The following is a 16866-nucleotide window of genomic DNA, read 5'->3' as shown; positions in this document are numbered from 1 at the left end:
CGGTTCAGATCCGGGCGGCGATCTGGCTACCCATCTCGGACGTGCTCTGCACCGGATGGCGGGCGCTGGCCTGATGCAGGTCGGCGGTGAAGTAACCCTCGGCCAGGGTCTGGGCCACGGCCTGCTCGATGGCTTGAGCAGCGTCTTCCTGGCCCAGGCTGTAGCGCAGCATCAGGGCGGCGGAGAGGATCTGGGCGATGGGGTTGGCAATCCCTTTGCCGGCGATATCCGGGGCCGAACCACCGGCCGGTTCGAACAGGCCGAAACCTGATTCGTTGAGGCTGGCGGAGGGGAGCAGTCCCATGGAACCGGTGATCATGGCGCACTCGTCGGAGAGGATGTCACCGAACAGGTTGGAGCAGAGCAGCACATCGAACTGGGACGGATCCTTGATGAGCTGCATGGTGGCGTTGTCGATATACATATGGTTGAGGGTTACGTCCGGATAGGACTTGGCGACTTGCGTCACCACCTCGCGCCACAGAATGGAAGAGGCGAGCACATTAGCCTTGTCGATGGCGGTGACCTTGCCACGGCGCACACGAGCCGACTCAAAGGCAATCTTGGCGATGCGCTCAATCTCGAAGCGATGGTACACCTCTGTGTCGAATGCCTTCTCGTTCGCCCCTTCTCCCTCACGCCCCTTGGGCTGGCCGAAGTAGATGCCACCGGTCAGCTCGCGCACGCAGGCGATGTCAAAACCGCGATCGGAGATATCGGCGCGCAGCGGGGAGAACTGTTCCAGACCGGTGTAGATGCGGGCCGGACGCAGGTTGCAGAACAGCTTGAAGTGGGCACGCAGGGGCAGCAGGGCGCCACGTTCCGGTTGATCGTTGGGGGGCAGATGTTCCCATTTCGGGCCGCCCACCGAGCCAAACAGCACGGCATCGGCTGCTTCACAACCTTTGATGGTGCTTTGCGGCAGCGGGGTGCCGTGGTTGTCGATAGCGATGCCGCCCACGTCGTGGTGATCATACTCGAAGGCGAGGCCGAACCGGGCCTGCACCTTCTCCAGCACCTTGATTGCCTCGGCCATCACTTCAGGGCCAATGCCGTCACCCGGCAATACTGCGATCCGATAACTGCTCATACACTCTCCATCCTGATATTGTCATTCCATGCCGTCTGTTTGGTTCCGAGCCCTGTTCAGACGGTTTCTGATTTGATGCTGTTATTGCGTTCCATCTGCTCGGCCACCTGATCGGCGCGCCAGATGCTGTTGATCACATGGAGCAGGGCGTGGGCTGAGGATTCGATGATGTCGGTGGCCAGCCCCATGCCGTGGAATTTGCGCCCCTTGTACTCGGCGACGATATCGACCTGACCGAGGGCATCTTCCCCTTCGCCCTTGCTCTTGAGGGCATATTTGTCGATGCGGATCTCATAGTCGGTGATGCGGTTGATGCACTGGTAGACCGCATCCACCGGGCCATTGCCGGTAGCCGCTTCGCAGATCAGATCCTGTCCCACCTTCAATTTGACCGAGGCGGTGGCCAGCACCGAGCTGCCGCTCTGGACCCCGAGGTACTCCAGCTTGAAGTGCTCCGGCTCTTCGTGGATCTGGCTGAAGAAGGCCAGCGCTTCGAGGTCGTAGTCGAATACCTGCCCCTTCTTATCGGCCAGGGTCAGGAACTTGCCGTAGAGGTGGTCGAGGTCGTAGCTGCTCTCGGCGTAGCCCATGGACTCCATCCGGTGCTTGATAACGTGGCGGCCGGAGCGGGAGGTCATGTTGAGGTTGTTCTGGGTCAGGCCGATGCTCTCGGGAGTGATGATTTCGTAGGTATTTTTCGCCTTGAGCACCCCATCCTGATGGATGCCGGAGCTGTGGGAGAAGGCGTTGGCCCCGACGATCGCCTTGTTGGGCTGCACCGGCATGTTGCAGAGCTGGCTGACCAGTGTGCTGGTGCGATGAATTTCGTTGTGGCGGATATTGGTTTGCACCCCGAGCAGGTCGGCGCGGGTTTTGAGGATCATCGCCACCTCTTCCAGCGAGCAGTTGCCCGCCCGCTCGCCGATGCCGTTGATGGTGCACTCAATCTGGCGGGCCCCCATCTGCACCGCGCCGATGGAGTTGGCCACCGAGAGCCCCAGATCATCGTGGCAGTGGACCGAGATGATCGCCTTGTCGATGTTGGGTACCCGGTTGAACAGGGTGTGGATGATGCCGGAGAACTCGGTCGGTACCGTGTAGCCCACGGTATCGGGGATATTGATGGTGCGGGCCCCCGCCTTGATGGCGGCCTCCACCATGCGGCAGAGGTTATCGATGGGGGTGCGGCCCGCATCCTCGCAGGAGAACTCCACATCATCGGTGTAGCGCAGGGCGTGCTTGATGGCGCCGACCCCCATCTCCAGCACATCCTCGAAGCTCTTTTTCAGCTTGCTCTCCACATGGATGGAGGAGGTGGAGATAAAGGTGTGGATGCGAAACGCCTCGGCGACCCGCAAGGCTTCGCCAGCGGCGTCGATATCCTTGGGCAGGGCGCGGGCGAGGGCGCAGACCCGGCTGTTTTTGATGTGGCGGGCGATGGTCTGCACCGATTGAAAATCGCCGGGAGAAGAGACCGGGAAGCCCACCTCCATGACGTCGACACCGAGCCGTTCCAGTGCCTGGGCGATCTGCAGCTTCTCCTTGACTGTCAAACTGGCCGCCAGGGCCTGCTCACCATCACGCAAGGTGGTGTCGAATATGATGACCCGATCTGACATGTGACTTCCCTCTTCCTAAGTTCGGTAACGTGCATCCTGCGGCGGCATAAAAAAACCCGTGCAGGGTGCACGGGTTTTTGTAAATTCCGGCTATGCCTTAGCCCGGCTACAAGGATCCCGCGCGAGTTAACGCGATTAGGGAGATTAGTAGTAGCGGGGTGGCGATACGCATGACGTTGTTATTCCTTCCAGTCGATAACGCTTTTACCAATATCGAGATTTTTATGCTGTGTCAACACGGAAGGTCAGGGGCAATCTGCTGACGTATTTAATCGGATTGTAAAGGATTGCAAATTTCCTTGTCCCATATTCGGCCCATGACCGATTATCTGGTCATTCCTGCTGTGCTCTATTCTCTGCACAACCAGATCGACTTATCAGCATTGGCTGAATTATCTGAGGTGTTAAATGGAAAAACGTAGACCTGGTCGTCCGGTCGGACGTTCTGACATTCGTGACAAGTTGCTTGCTGCCGCCCGTGAGCGTTTTCTCAATACTCCCTATAGCAAGGTGACTACACGCGAAATCGCGGAGCTTGCTGGCTCCAATCTGGCAATGATCCACTACTACTTCGGCAGTAAAGAGGGTCTTTACAAAGCGGTGCTGGGCGATGTCGCCGAGCCCCTCGACCATGCCTGGCAAGATGAACACAGCAATCACAGCCTTAACGAGCTGCTCAACACCTACTATCAGGTGATGGCGCCCAACAGCGAGCTGACCTCTGCCATCTCCAGCGCATTGTCGACCGAGAAAAGCCCGGGCCGGGATTTTGTGCTGAACCGCCTGCTGGAACGCCAGCTGCCGCAGTTCGATGCCCTGCTGGAAACCATGAAGTCCAACGGCGAGCTGGGTGACAATCTGGATCCCGACATGCTGAAGATCTCCTTCCTCAGCATGATGTGGCAGCCATTCGTGATGAAAGATCTCTACGAGCAGGTGTTTGGCCTGAAAGTGGATGAGCACTTCATGGCCCGTCTGGCGGACCACAACTGCCGTCTGATGGAGACCGGTCTGCGCGGCAGCCACTGATTTTGCCGCAACATCGAGATTAAAAAGGGCCATTCGGCCCTTTTTTCATAAATCTGTTATCCCTTGTTCAACGTAACGTCATCCCGCTTTCTTACTCTGCAAGCAGAATTCAGGGAAGGAGGGGATATGAACAAGATCCAGCAATGGGACCTGCAGGTGTGCCGGGTCTGCCTGCTTCACGGCTACAACCGGCAGCAGGCGAGGGTGAGTCGTCTCATTTCCCGCACCGGCGATGGCCCGCTTTACGCCGTGCTGGCCGCCCTGCTCTGGTGGCAGGGGGAGGCAGAGCGGGAGCTGGTGCGACTGGCGCTGCTCGCCTTCGCCATCGAACTACCCCTCTATCTGCTGCTGAAAAACAGCCTGAAACGGCAACGGCCGGTCGGCTTGCCGGTCTTTATCACCCCCTCCGATCGTTACAGCCTCCCCTCCGGCCACACCGCCGCCGCTTTTCTGATGGCCACCATACTGGCCACCGGCTTTCCGCTCTGGGCACCCCTGCTGTTTGGTTGGGCGGCGCTGGTGGGAGCATCCCGGCTGCTGCTCGGGGTACACTACCTGAGCGATCTGGTGGCCGGTGCCCTGCTGGGGGGCGGTTGCGCCGTGCTGGCGCTCGGCTGGAGCCACTCATGAGGATACTGTTTGGGGTGCAAGGCACCGGCAACGGTCATATCAGTCGCAGTCGCACCTTGGCGCGGGCGCTGCGCACGGCAGGGGTCGAGGTGGATTATCTCTTTAGCGGCCGCCCCGCCGACCGCTACTTCGACATGGAGGAGTTCGGCGCCTACCGCGCCTTTCCCGGCCTCACTTTTGTCAGTCACGAGGGGCGAGTTTCTCCGTGGCGCACCCTGCAGGCCGCCTCGCCGCTCACCTTCTGGCGGGATCTGCGGTCTCTCGATTGCAGCGAATACGATCTGGTGGTGAGCGATTTTGAGCCGCTGACCGCCCACGCTGCCCGCCGCTATGGCAAGCCGAGCCTCACCGTCAGTCATCAGGCCAGCTTCAACTGGCCCATACCGCGTTGGGGGGAGGATGGGGTCAGCCGCCAGCTGATGCGCCACTTTGCTCCTGTGGATCAACCGCTCGGGCTGCACTGGTTTCACTTCGGTCACCCCTTGTTGCCGCCGGTGATCGACCCTATCGCCGCTGCGCCGGATAACGGCGAGATCCTGGTCTATCTGCCGTTCGAGCAGACCGAGGCGATCGCTGCCCTGTTGTCGCGCTTTGGTCAGCAGCGCTTCGTCTGCTTTCACCCCGCCATTCGCACCCCGAGCCAATGGCGCAATCTGCGCTTCGAGCCGCCGTCGCGACACGGGTTTATCGCCGTGCTGGCCGGTTGTCGCGGCGTAATCTCCAACGCAGGTTTCGAGCTGGCTTCCGAGGCGCTCACTCTCGGCAAGAAGCTGCTGGTCAAACCCCTCGGCGGCCAGTTCGAGCAGCTGACCAACGGCAAGACCCTCGAGATGATGGGACTGGCGACCCTGATGGATGTGCTCGATGCCAATCTGGTGCGCACCTGGCTCGACAGCGCCTCGCCGGGGGCAGTTTGCTACCCCGATGTAGCGGGGGAGCTGGCCCGCTGGCTGGCGGCGGGAGCCGACGAGAGCGTAGCCTCTCTGTCACGGCGGCTCTGGGCGCGCACCCTGTTTCCGGAGGAGGTGAGTGATCGCCTGAGCGAGCTGGATGGGGGCGACTGTTTATCCAGTTGCTGGTTATCGCAAGTGAGCGTTGTTGACTAGACTGAAAGGCGATCCCACCAAGGAGAGGACGGAGCAAATGCGCTTTACCAATGAAAACGGCGAAGTCATGAACCTGGCTGACAATCTCACCCTGCACGAGTTGCTCGATATGGGTGTCAGCATTTCGGTCAGTGAAGAGACCGATCCGGATCAGCAGATCTGGCTGGCGGAGCCGGATCAGGACAACTGAATCATCATCTGGCATCAAGCCCATCGCTGAGCGGTGGGCTTTTTTGTGGCTGTTTTTCCCCTCTGCGGAATGATCCGCTGGCCATTCCCCGACTTCCTTCCCTTTTGTCTCATGGTCGCTGCGGCAAGTCATTGAATGTTAATAGCCGGTTGAAATGTATGACTGTTCTGGTCAGATAAAGCCGTGGACAAGCGTTATGAAGCGGGTTAAGTTGGTTTTTCACCCTATTTTCGGGTGAATGACGGAAAAATCCTTTTTTTCTACTGTCGACGGGGCTGAATTGGACCGATCTGCATTCAGATAACAACAAGAAACGGATCGGGCTGTGCCGGGAAGCACGGCATCGTCGGCGGGATTCGCTAAACGGAGCAAAGCCTGGAGGGCTTTATCATGGAGATGTTATCAGGCGCCCAGATGGTGGTTAGAGCGCTGGAAGATCAGGGAGTTGAGCACGTCTTCGGCTACCCTGGTGGCTCAGTGCTCGACATCTATGACGCTCTCTTCGAAAACGGCAAGATGGAGCATGTCTTGGTGCGGCACGAGCAAGCCGCGGTTCACATGGCTGACGGTTACGCCCGTTCCACCGGCAAGGTGGGGACAGTGCTGGTAACGTCAGGCCCGGGAGCGACCAACTGCATTACCGGTATTGCCACCGCCTATATGGATTCCATTCCGCTGGTGATCCTCTCCGGCCAGGTGCCGACCAGCATGATCGGTGAGGATGCGTTCCAGGAGACCGACATGATCGGTATCTCCCGCCCGGTGGTGAAGCACAGCTTCCTGTGCAAGAAGGCGAGCGATATCCCCGAGGCCATCAAGAAGGCCTACTACATTGCCGCCAGCGGCCGCCCGGGGCCGGTGGTGGTGGATCTGCCCAAAGATGTGCAGAACCCGAAAGAAAAATTCCCCTACCAGTATCCCGAGACGGTCTCCCTGCGTTCCTACAACCCGACCAAGTCTGGCCATAAAGGGCAGATCAAGCGGGCAGCCAAGCTGCTGGTAGAAGCCCAGCGCCCGGTGATGTACGTGGGCGGCGGCGCCATCAACGCCAATGCGGACCATCTGGTGACCAAGCTGGCGGAGCTGCTGAATCTGCCGGTGACCACCACCCTGATGGGGCTGGGGGCCTTCTCCGGTGTCCATCCGCAATTTATCGGTATGCTGGGGATGCACGGCACCTTCGAAGCCAACAAGACCATGCACAACGCGGATCTCATCTTCGCCGTCGGTGCACGCTTCGATGACCGCGTCACCAACAACGTGGCCAAGTTCTGCCCCAATGCGACCGTGGTTCATATCGATATCGACCCCACCTCCATCTCCAAGACGGTGCAGGCCCATGTGCCCATCGTCGGCTCGGTGGAGACCGTGCTGGAGCAGATGCTGGAGGTGATCCGCGAGTGTGGCTTCGATAACGACAAGGAGGCGCTGGCGGACTGGTGGAGCCAGATCAACCAGTGGCGTTCCCGTCACTGCCTTGCCTACGAAAAGTCGGCCACCCAGATCAAGCCGCAGCAGGTGATCGAGACCCTCTACAAGGTGACTCAGGGTGAGGCGTTCGTTGCCTCCGACGTGGGCCAGCACCAGATGTTTGCCGCGCTCTACTACCCGTTTGCCAAACCGCGCCAGTGGATCAACTCTGGTGGCCTCGGCACCATGGGCTTCGGTATTCCGGCCGCCATGGGGGCCCAGTTTGCCAACCCGGATGCGGTGGTCTGCTGCGTCACCGGCGATGGCTCGGTGCAGATGAACATTCAGGAGCTCTCGACCTGTATGCAGTACGGGGTGCCCATCAAGATCATCTCCATCAACAACCGTGCGCTGGGCATGGTCAAGCAGTGGCAGAAGATGTTCTACGGCGGTCGTCACAGCCACTCCTACATGGAGTCCCTGCCGGACTTCGTCAAACTGGCGGAAGCCTACGGCCACGTCGGCATCGCGGTGAGTGATCCGGCCGAGCTGGAGAGCGCCATGGAGAAGGCCTTCGCCATGAAGGATCGGCTGGTGTTCATGGATATCTCGGTCGACCCGGACGAGCATGTCTATCCGATGCAGATCAAGTTTGGTGCCATGGATGAGATGTGGCTGAGCAAGACGGAGAGAACCTGATGAGACATATAATTTCCGTTCTGCTGGAGAACGAATCCGGCGCCCTGAGCCGCGTGGTGGGTCTCTTCTCCCAGCGCGGCTACAACATCGAGACTCTGACGGTGGCGCCGACCGAGGATCCCACCCTGTCACGCATGACCATAGTCACCATGGGTGACGAGCGGGTGCTGGAGCAGATCCAGAAGCAGCTGCACAAGCTGGTGGATGTGCTCAAGGTGTGCGACCTGAGTGAAGGGGAGCATATCGAGCGGGAGATCGCGCTGGTCAAGGCGCGCGCCGCCGGTGGGGCCCGTGATGAGCTGAAACGGTTGGCGGATATCTTCCGTGGCCAGATCGTCGACGTCACCCCCGAGCAGTACACGGTACAGCTGGTGGGCACCAGCGAGAAGCTGGATGCCTTTATCAAGACTGCCGCCCAGACCAACGAGATCATCGAAGTGGTGCGCTCCGGCGTCTGCGGTATCTCGCGGGCTGACAAGGCGATGCGGCCCTGATGGCTGGCGGGACAGCGGATGACTCGTCAGTTGCCGCAGAGTGAAAGTAAAGAGGGCTCTGCGGAGCCCTCTTTGTTTGGTTTTGCTTTACGAGGGGAGGGATGATGTTCGGTATTCATGATCTTGCACTGTTTATGGTCTCGGGGCTGCTGCTCAACATCATGCCGGGCCCCGATTCCCTGCTGGTCATGCTGCGCAGTGGCTCGCAAGGGTGGCGTGCCGGTTCGGTCGCGACGTTGGGCATCGGCACCGGTGTCATGGTGCATGTGCTGGCGGCGGCCCTCGGTCTGTCTGCCCTGCTCAGCGCGTCGGCCGAGTTGTTTGCCCTTATCAAGCTGGCTGGCGCCATCTACCTCATCTATCTGGGGTTCTCCCTGCTGCGCCAGCAAGCAACGGGTGCCATGGAGAGAGGGACCACTCTGCCTGCCCTCTCCTATAGCCAGATTTACCGGCAGGGGGTGCTGACCAATGTGCTCAACCCCAAGGTGGCGCTCTTTTTCCTCGCCTTCGTGCCCCAGTTCATCGCGCCGGATGCCCCCGACAAGGCGCTCGCCTTTATCCTGCTCGGCTGCATCTTCAATCTGGGCGGTATCATCTGGTGTCACCTGCTGGTCTTTACCACCGTCTATGCCAGCCACCGGGTACGGCTGTCACAGCGTCTCGGCCGCTGGCTCAACCGGGGCATCGGCACCCTGTTTGTCGGACTCGGGATCAAGCTCGCCTGCGACTAGCGCGCGGCTTTCTGACCTGGGGCAGATTATCGTGCGCCGTGCTGTGGTATGGTCGGCAGTCAGCTGCGGGGCCAGCCCCGCTCTCTCTTTTTCTGGTCAGCCCCACTGGCCGCAGCAGCGAGATCCCTTGCCCAGATGAACATCGCCCGGCTCAAGAACTTTACCGAGATTGTGAAGAACAACTTCAACATTTCGGCGACGGCGGAGAAGCTTTACACCTCCCAGCCCACCCTCAGCAAGCAGATGAAGATGCTGGAAGATGAGCTGGGACTCGCCCTCTTTACCCGCAAGGGGAAGAATCTGGTCGGCTTGACCAGCGCAGGCGAGCAGGTGATGGAGTTGGCCAAGGGGGTGGTGGCGCAGGTGGAGCAGATCAACCAGCTCTCGCTGGGTGAGCAGCTGGCCACCAGCGGGGTGCTGCGTATCGCCACCACCCACACCCAGGCGCGCTACAAGCTGCCCGCGGTGATCACCGAGTTCAGCCGTCGTTATCCCGATGTGGCGATCCAGCTCCATCAGGGGGCACCTGCCCAACTGGCCCAGATGGTGCAAAGCGGCGATGTGGATATGGCGATCGCCACCGAGTCCATGTATCTGTTCGACGAGCTGGCCGCGGTGCCCTGCTATCGTTGGGGGCGCAGCGTGGTGGTACCCCACGGTCATCCGCTGCTCGACTGCCAGCCGCTGTCGATGGCGGATCTGGCTCGCTATCCCCTCATCACCTATGTATTCGGCTTTACCGGCCGATCCAAGATGGACAAGGCCTTTAGCCGCCACGGCCTCTCGCCGAAAACCGTGCTGACCGCCACCGACACCGATGTGATCAAGCACTACGTCCGGCTCGGGATGGGGGTCGGGGTGATCGCCAGCGTGGCCTTCGACGAGGGGGACAGGGAGGATCTGGTGAGCCTCAACATCGACCACCTGATCGCCTCGAGCGCCACCCACATCTGCCTGCGCAAGCATGCCCATTTGCGTGACTACATGTACGACTTTATCCACCTCTACGCCCCCCATATCAGCCGGGAGACGGTGCAGCTGCACCTTATCAACCAGCCGCCGACAGCCAATATGGCAGAGTTGCCGTGGCTCTAGCCGCAGGTTGTTTGTCGTACACAGAGCAAAAATACAGAGACAAAAAAAGAGAGGCCTTGGCCTCTCTTCTGGTTTTATCGGTATGCGGGATTAAGCGCTGCGGGTCGCCAGATTGATAAAGATCTGGGCTCCGACCAGCAGGCAGTCGTCATCGAGGTAGTAGGGGTTGGCATGCAGGTAGTTGCAGATCCCCTTGGCCTGACAGCCGCTGCCGAGGAAGAACATGGCCCCCTTGCGGCCACGGCAGGCGTTGACCATATAGCTGAAATCCTCGCTGCCGGTCATCGGCTGACCCTGAGCGTTGATCCCCTCGGAGGGCAATACGTCGGCGGCTGCTTGCAGCAGACGGGCGCAGGCATCGGCGTGGTTCTCGACCGCCGGATACCCGGCATAGACCATCTTGGTCTTGAAGCCGCGCAGTTCGCTCTGGGCCACGATCTCCTTGAAGCTGTTCTTCAGGATCTGGTCGGTCTCGGCATCCATGGCACGGATGGTGCCGCGCGCCTGCACATGGTCGGCGATGGCGTTGGGGATGGTGCCGCCGTTGATCATGCCGCAGCCAAATACCGCCGGGCTGAACGGACTGGTGCGCTTGGCGACGATGTAGTCCATGTCCTCGATGATCCGCACCGCTTCACGGATGGCATCCAGCCCCTTGTGGGGGGTGGAGCCGTGGGCGGAGATACCGTGCACATCCAGCGTCCAGGCGGAGCCCCAGGAGGACATGACACCGTTGTTGAACTTGATGGTGCCGGTCTCCATGGCGCCGTCGTTATGGAGGGCATAGACCTCGTCCACCCCCTTCATGCAGCCCAGTTCGACCATCTTCTCGGCGCCCGGCACCCGCATATCCTCTTCCGCCATCTGGAAGATAAAGCGGACGTTGTACTGCAGGCGATCGCGGTTGGCGGCCAGAAACTTGGCCGCAGTCAGGGCGATCGCCATATGGGAGTCGTGACCGCAGTTATGGGCCATTCCCTCGTGGGTCGATTTGAACGCAACGTCGCTCATGTCGTGCATCTCGAGGCCATCCATATCGGCACGGAAGGCGATGGTCGGCAGCACCGGGTCAACCACCAGATCGCCGTGGAAACCGGTGAAGCCCGGGTAGTCGGTGAGACGGTAGCCAAAGCCTGCCATCAGCTCGCGGCAGTAGGCCGAGGTCTTGAACTCGACGCCGGAGGCTTCCGGAATGGTGTGCAGATGGTGGCGCACTTCCTGACTGAAGTCGCGCAGGGCCAGCAGGGCCGGTTCAATGTGGATGTTGTTCATCAGATGATCCCTTGAATGGAGAAGCCGAGCTGGGCCACCAGCGAGGCGCCGAAGAAGCAGCAGGTGGAGACGATCATGAAGATCAGGATCACTTTCCAGGACATCTTCTTCAGCTCTTCCAGCTGACCGCCCACCGAGAGACCGGCGAAGGCCAGCAGCGGTACGCAGCAGGAGAGGAAGGAGATCTTGGCTACGGCGTCAATGAAGAGGCCGCGCACCGGGGTCTCCGGCAGGCAGATGAGAATGCCGATGATGGTGGCATAGGCAAACGCCGGCAGGGAGGAGGGCAGATAGCGCTTGGCAATTAGCGAAGCGAACACCACCAGCGACATGGCGATAAAGCTGTCACCCATCAGCCAGAGCGGAGTGCCGGTGGTCAGGGTCTGGGTAAACATGGCCAGCAGGATCGCCAGAAAGACGAACCGCATATCCATTACGATGCTTTTCATGCTTTCTCTCCTTTGGCAGTCAGGGCATAGATTTTTTCAGCGAGCGGCAGACCCAGATAGGTGAGGGAGAGGGCGCCGAGGGCAGACGAGAGCAGGTTCGAGGCTGCCGCGATACTCAGCACCTGCTGAGCCAGTGCTTCGTCGAGACCGTTGATCAGGGCGCCGGAAGCAGCACTCAGCATGGAGCCTGAACCCACGCCGGAACCGGCAGCCAGCGCCAGCGGGTGCAGACCGGTGAGCGGGGCGATACTGCCCAGCACGCTGAACCAGAGGGTGCCGATGACGGAGCCGCACAGGTAGATGGCCAGCACACCGATGTACTCTTGGGAGCCGGTGCCGAACTTGCCCTGAATGACCGCGACGGACGGCTCACGGCTGATGGAGGAGCAGGCCCCGATGGCGCGGCGGCCAAAGCCGAACTTCACCGCCAGCGGGATGGCGATCAGGATCGGCAGCAGGTTGCCAATCTCCTGCAGGAACAGCGGCACGCCGACGCTCAGGATCATCTTCAGGTTGGGGATGATCATCCCCGCATACTGGGTACCCAGGATCAGCAGGCTGAAGCCCACCATCTTGCCGCAGAAGCCCTCTTCTTTCTCGGTGAAGAGCTGCTTCCAGCCGGGGATGCGTTCCTTGACCGGTTTGGCGGAGACAATCATGCCGATGATGACGGCAAAGAGCATCGGCAGGATCGGGATGATGGCGATGCCGATCTTGATCTCCTGTTTGCCTATCAGGTACTGGGCCACAAAGATCAGCATGGCGGTTGCCAATATGCTGACCGTGACCGTCTTGAGGGGGCTGGTTTGCTGCATAGTTTTTTCTCTTGTTATTCCCATGTGTGGCCATCGTCAGGATTGTCCAGACCGATGATGGGGGCATGATAGGGAGGGTCGCGGGGGAGGAATGTGACCTTCATCAAGCTGGCCATATGGCATTTTTTCATGGGGTATGCCCTTTAACCCTATGGATACCAAGGGTTAAATGCCGTTAACAGAACGTCAGCATTGGCAGGACAAGATAGGCAAACAGAAGGGAGATGGTGACACCGCCCTGCAGGGCGGTGACGCGTATCAGACGGGCGTTTTGAGCCGTGCACTGCGCAGCAGCAGGGGCAGTTGGTAGAGCACCAGGGCGCCGAGCACCAGTCCGGCTCCAGCCAGTTTGGCACCACCGAGCGGTTCGCTATAGAAGAGGGTGCTCAGGATCAGGGTCCAGACCGGTTCCAGCAGCATCATCAGGGCGGCGTGGGCGGTGGTCATCTTGCTCAACGCATGAGTGAGCAGCCAGTAGCGCAGGGTGGTGGCGATCAAGACGCTCGCCGCAAACCAGCCCCAGATGCCGTGGCTGACTCCAGCCTCGGGCCACTGTTCGGTCAGCAGGGAGAGCAGGGTGCCGAGCAGACCGGTCATCGCCAGCTGGATGCAAGTGAGCCAGGTGGGGGCGATGGATTGGGCAAAGTGGCGATGGACGGCAAGCTGGATACCGAGAGTGGTGGCCGCCGCCAGAAACCAGAACAGCGAGAGCGACACGCCCCAGTGGGTACTGCTGGAGAGCAGCAGCAAACCGGCGATAGCGATGGGCAGGGTGAGCCAGTAGTGGCGGCCGGGTTTGGCCCGAAAGGCTGCCCATGCGGCCAGCGGGGCCATCAGGGTCGCAACGCTCATGATAAAGGCGCCGCTGCCGAGCGCATCGCTCTGGCTGATGGCGGTGACCCACAGTAGCAGGCTGGCGCCGAGCAGGGTGCCACAACCGGCGGCGCGCACCATCTGGGCTCGGCTCGGCGGTGGCTCGCGCAACCAGGCCAGGGGGAGCAAAAGCAGGGCTGCCAGCAGAAAGCGGCTGCCGATAAAGGCGGCGGGCGGCAGTTCGCGGATCGCCTCTTTCGAGAAGAGCCAGCCGGCGGCGGCCAGCAGGGTGACCAGTACCATCAGCAGCAGGGGCGTGCGGTTCATAGCGCTTGTAGTGGGGAAGTGGGAAGGGGAGCATAAAGAAAGGCGCCGGGTATTGCTACCCGGCGCCTTTCATCTTTGCCCTGTTCCGCTTGCGCGGCATCAGGCCAGCAATCAGTTCATGCCGTAACGCTTGAGCTTCTTGCGCAGGGTACCACGGTTGATGCCCATCATCACGGCGGCGCGAGTCTGGTTACCGCGGGTGTACTGCATGATCACGTCCAGCATCGGCGCTTCGACTTCGGAAAGAACCATATCGTACAGATCAATCACTTCCTGACCGTTCAACTGGGCCAGGTAGTTACGCAGGGCCTGTTGCACAGAGTCACGCAGGGGGCGCTGGGTCGGCTCGGCAGCGTGATTGTGAGTAGTTGTTACCAATGCATCAGAAGTCAGGGTTTGTTCGAACATATTCGGTCGGCTCTTTAGTTATGCGTTAACCTAATCCATCGAAATACGCTTCGAGTGCCTCAAGTTGTGCGTTTGCACAATCCAGGGCATTGAAGTGCTTACGGAATTCTCGGCCCGTCTCTTCTTCATCCAGATACCAGCCCACGTGTTTACGGGCTATGCGCGCTCCCAGATATGCACCATAAAACTGGTGCAGGTTGGTTACATGCTCGTTCATCAGGGTGCGAACCTCTTCCCTTTCGGGAGGCGGCAGCTTGGTGCCCGTCTCAAGAAAATGACGGATTTCCCGGAAAATCCAGGGTCGTCCTTGCGCAGCGCGGCCGATCATCACGGCGTCGACGCCGGTATAGTCGAGGACATACCGGGCCTTTTCCGGGCTGTTGATGTCGCCATTGGCGACAACAGGAATCGATACGGCCTGCTTAATCGCCCTGATAGTGTCGTACTCCGCTTCGCCCTTGTAGAGGCAGGCACGGGTACGACCATGCACGGCGAGGGCCGCGATACCGCAATCTTCGGCGATTCGGGCGATCTCCACGCCATTGCGGTTATCCGGATCCCATCCTGTGCGGATCTTCAAGGTGACAGGCACCTCCACTGCATCCACCACGGCCCGGCAAATTGCTTTGACCTGATCGGGGTATCGCAGCAGGGCTGAACCTGCCAGCTTCTTATTCACTTTTTTTGCCGGACATCCCATGTTGATGTCGACGATCTGTGCGCCCTGCTCCACGTTGTAGCGGGCAGCAAACGCCATCATCTCGGGGTCGGCTCCGGCAATCTGGACCGATCGCAAACCGCCTTCTGCAGAGTGATCCATCCTCATCCGGGTTTTCTGGGTATCCCAGACATCCGGGTTGGCCAGCAGCATCTCGGAAACGGCCATGCCGGCCCCCAGTCGCAAACAAAGTTCACGGAATGGTCGGTCAGTTACACCGGCCATGGGAGCCACGATCAAGGGAGTTTCAAGCGTGTGGGGACCTATCTGCATTCCACGGTTACCATCGGCTTAGGGCGGCGTATATTACGCATTTTTTAGGCAGGAGAAAAGGTTAGTATTTGAGCGTCAGCCATTTTTTTCTGAAAAAAACGTCGCGCCAAGGCTTGCAAATTCTGGAGTTATTGAAAAACGGCCAGATTGACCGTCAGTGAGTGCTGTACCATTCGGGCCAGCCCCTTGCATAATTGTCTGTCCACTTGTCGGCCTCGTTTGCGTTATGATGGCAGGCTTATGCGAGCAAAAGCTCCAAACATTTTTGCAACAATGCGGATTGGGGATCTATGACGTCAAGGTTCATTACATCACTCTGGCCGTGTCTGCTGGGTGCAGTGCTGGGGTCGGCGCAGGCACAGACCATCAGTTTCAGCGAGGCCTGGACCCGGGTCATCCAGCAGGATGAAGGGTTGGCTGCCGAGCAGGCCGGGGTCGATCGGGCCAAACAGCTGCGCGAGGCGGCCAAGGACATGTATCTGCCCAAAGTGGATCTGGGGGCCAGCTATACCCATCTTGATCAGCCGATTGAACTTGATGCCCTCGATCTCAATCCGCTGGCCAAGCAGAAAGATCTGATCCTGGCACTCGGCAGCCTGTTCGGGGTCGGGGCCAACGCATTTGTCACCCCCCTGACCAAACAGAATGTCGTGACCAGCTCGGTCAAGATGCTCTGGCCACTCTTTACCGGCGGTCGCATCGATGCGGCGCAGGATATCCGCCAGGCGCAGGTGAGCGAGGCGCAACAGCTGCTGGTGCTCAAGCAGCAATCCACCTTCGAGAGCCTCTCCCAGACCTATTTCGGTGTGGTGCTGGCAGGTCAGGTAGTGCAGACCAAGCAGGATATTGAGGACGGGCTGGCCCGTCATCTGGATCACGCCAGGAAGCTCGAAGCGCAGGGGCAGATTGCCAAGGTGGAGCGTCTCTCCGCCCAGTCGGCCTATGACCGTGCCCGCATTGATACCCAGAAGGCGCGCCGCAGTCTCGAGATCGCCGAACTGGCCCTTGGCCGCATGCTGAAGTTGCCAGATGCCCAGCCGGGTAGTGGCCTGTTCGTCAATGAGGAGCTGCCGCGCCTCGATGGGCTGGTACAGCAGACCCTGGAAGTACACCCCGGCCTCAAGTTGCTCAGCGCCAAGAAAGAGCAGGCCAAGGGGATGATCCGGGTCGAGCAGGGCAAATATGCCCCCGAGGTGTTCCTGTTCGGTAACTACAACCTCTATGAAGATGATTCGATAGCTTCCAAGACCGCGCCGGACTGGCTGGTAGGGGTTGGCGTCAGCATGCCGCTGGTGAGCCGCGATGGCCGCTCCGAGACGGTGCAGGCCGCCAAGAGTGCCGAGCTGCAGGTCAATCTGCTGCAGGCCAAGACCCGCGATGATCTGAAGCTGCTGGTGGAAAAGACCTGGCGTGAAGCTGCGCAGGGGCTGGAGGAGTATCAATCCCTCTCTTCCACTCAGGCGCTGGCCGAGGAGAACGTGCTGCTGCGGGACAAGGCCTTCGGGCAGGGGCTCTCCACGTCACTAGATGTAGTGGATGCCCAGAACCAGCTGGCGGGGGTCAAGACCCAGCGCGCGGCGGCGGCTTATCAATATGTGGTGTCGCTGGCTCGCCTGCTGGCCCTCTCCGGCCAGATGAACAGTTTCAATCAATATCAGCACGGTCAGGTGATCGAGGTGAACTCATGATCGCACTTCA

General features: G+C 60.0%; 17 protein-coding genes. 9 read left to right on the top strand and 8 right to left on the bottom strand.

All coding sequences use genetic code 11. The features are described from left to right. Positions 1–4: 4 nt before the first annotated feature. Positions 5–1090, bottom strand: coding sequence for a 3-isopropylmalate dehydrogenase (leuB, locus tag I6L41_RS12970; protein WP_216959325.1), 1086 nt, complete (start codon positions 1088–1090; stop codon positions 5–7). A 56-nt stretch (positions 1091–1146) separates the two neighbouring features. Continuing rightward, the gene (gene leuA, locus I6L41_RS12965) at positions 1147–2709 is read right to left on the bottom strand and encodes a 2-isopropylmalate synthase (protein WP_216959322.1); all 1563 of its coding nucleotides are present in this window, start codon (positions 2707–2709) and stop codon (positions 1147–1149) included. Positions 2710–3117: 408 nt separating this feature from the next. Between leuA and I6L41_RS12960 the strand changes: the two genes are divergently transcribed. The 8 genes from I6L41_RS12960 (at position 3118) to I6L41_RS12925 (ending at position 10093) form a co-directional block, all read left to right on the top strand. After that, complete coding sequence (locus tag I6L41_RS12960) at positions 3118–3738, top strand: TetR/AcrR family transcriptional regulator (RefSeq protein ID WP_005349170.1); 621 nt, start codon at positions 3118–3120, stop codon at positions 3736–3738. Between the two features lie 126 nt (positions 3739–3864). Next, complete coding sequence (locus I6L41_RS12955; RefSeq protein WP_005339149.1) at positions 3865–4368, top strand: phosphatase PAP2 family protein; 504 nt, start codon at positions 3865–3867, stop codon at positions 4366–4368. Continuing rightward, a complete protein-coding gene (locus tag I6L41_RS12950) occupies positions 4365–5474 on the top strand; it encodes an MJ1255/VC2487 family glycosyltransferase (RefSeq protein ID WP_005349173.1) in 1110 nt (369 codons plus the stop codon). Before I6L41_RS12955 ends, I6L41_RS12950 begins: the two co-directional genes overlap by 4 nt. Positions 5475–5511: 37 nt before the next feature. Further along, complete coding sequence (locus I6L41_RS12945; protein WP_005341188.1) at positions 5512–5664, top strand: hypothetical protein; 153 nt, start codon at positions 5512–5514, stop codon at positions 5662–5664. Between the two features lie 390 nt (positions 5665–6054). After that, positions 6055–7773 carry an acetolactate synthase 3 large subunit gene (locus tag I6L41_RS12940; protein WP_216959318.1) on the top strand — a complete coding sequence of 573 codons (1719 nt, stop codon included), beginning with the start codon at positions 6055–6057 and terminating at the stop codon, positions 7771–7773. Then, positions 7773–8267, top strand: a complete 495-nt coding sequence (gene ilvN / locus I6L41_RS12935) for an acetolactate synthase small subunit (protein WP_216959314.1) — start codon at positions 7773–7775, stop codon at positions 8265–8267. The genes I6L41_RS12940 and ilvN overlap by 1 nt, the downstream gene beginning before the upstream one ends. Before the next feature lie 104 nt (positions 8268–8371). Continuing rightward, positions 8372–8998: a LysE family translocator gene (locus I6L41_RS12930; protein ID WP_216963959.1), complete on the top strand. Its 627-nt coding sequence runs from the start codon at positions 8372–8374 to the stop codon at positions 8996–8998. Between the two features lie 135 nt (positions 8999–9133). Then, positions 9134–10093: a LysR substrate-binding domain-containing protein gene (locus I6L41_RS12925; RefSeq protein WP_156852564.1), complete on the top strand. Its 960-nt coding sequence runs from the start codon at positions 9134–9136 to the stop codon at positions 10091–10093. Positions 10094–10183: 90 nt separating this feature from the next. Here I6L41_RS12925 and I6L41_RS12920 read toward each other — a convergent pair whose 3' ends face one another. The 6 genes from I6L41_RS12920 to dusB all read right to left on the bottom strand — a co-directional run bounded on the left by I6L41_RS12920 (position 10184) and on the right by dusB (position 15168). Next, complete coding sequence (locus I6L41_RS12920; protein ID WP_041210385.1) at positions 10184–11365, bottom strand: M20 family metallopeptidase; 1182 nt, start codon at positions 11363–11365, stop codon at positions 10184–10186. Next, positions 11365–11814: a hypothetical protein gene (locus tag I6L41_RS12915; RefSeq protein WP_033114935.1), complete on the bottom strand. Its 450-nt coding sequence runs from the start codon at positions 11812–11814 to the stop codon at positions 11365–11367. The genes I6L41_RS12920 and I6L41_RS12915 overlap by 1 nt, the downstream gene beginning before the upstream one ends. Further along, on the bottom strand, positions 11811–12629 hold the full coding sequence (locus I6L41_RS12910; RefSeq protein ID WP_104015728.1) for a DUF3100 domain-containing protein: 819 nt from the start codon (positions 12627–12629) through the stop codon (positions 11811–11813). Before I6L41_RS12910 ends, I6L41_RS12915 begins: the two co-directional genes overlap by 4 nt. A 258-nt stretch (positions 12630–12887) precedes the next feature. Continuing rightward, positions 12888–13769 carry a DMT family transporter gene (locus I6L41_RS12905; protein WP_108572035.1) on the bottom strand — a complete coding sequence of 294 codons (882 nt, stop codon included), beginning with the start codon at positions 13767–13769 and terminating at the stop codon, positions 12888–12890. 111 nt (positions 13770–13880) lie between these two features. Continuing rightward, positions 13881–14177 carry a DNA-binding transcriptional regulator Fis gene (fis, locus tag I6L41_RS12900; RefSeq protein WP_005309538.1) on the bottom strand — a complete coding sequence of 99 codons (297 nt, stop codon included), beginning with the start codon at positions 14175–14177 and terminating at the stop codon, positions 13881–13883. 25 nt (positions 14178–14202) lie between these two features. Then, complete coding sequence (gene dusB, locus I6L41_RS12895; protein ID WP_216959310.1) at positions 14203–15168, bottom strand: tRNA dihydrouridine synthase DusB; 966 nt, start codon at positions 15166–15168, stop codon at positions 14203–14205. Between the two features lie 290 nt (positions 15169–15458). Here dusB and I6L41_RS12890 point away from each other — a divergent pair, with 290 nt between their 5' ends. Next, a complete protein-coding gene (locus I6L41_RS12890; RefSeq protein ID WP_216959306.1) occupies positions 15459–16856 on the top strand; it encodes a TolC family protein in 1398 nt (465 codons plus the stop codon). Positions 16857–16866 lie beyond the last annotated feature (10 nt).

The sequence above is a fragment of the Aeromonas sp. FDAARGOS 1411 genome (genome assembly GCF_019047125.1).
Taxonomy (GTDB): Bacteria; Pseudomonadota; Gammaproteobacteria; order Enterobacterales; family Aeromonadaceae; genus Aeromonas; species Aeromonas veronii.
The sequence above is the reverse complement of the archived record's forward strand: the minus strand, read 5'-3'. Positions and strand labels throughout refer to the sequence as shown.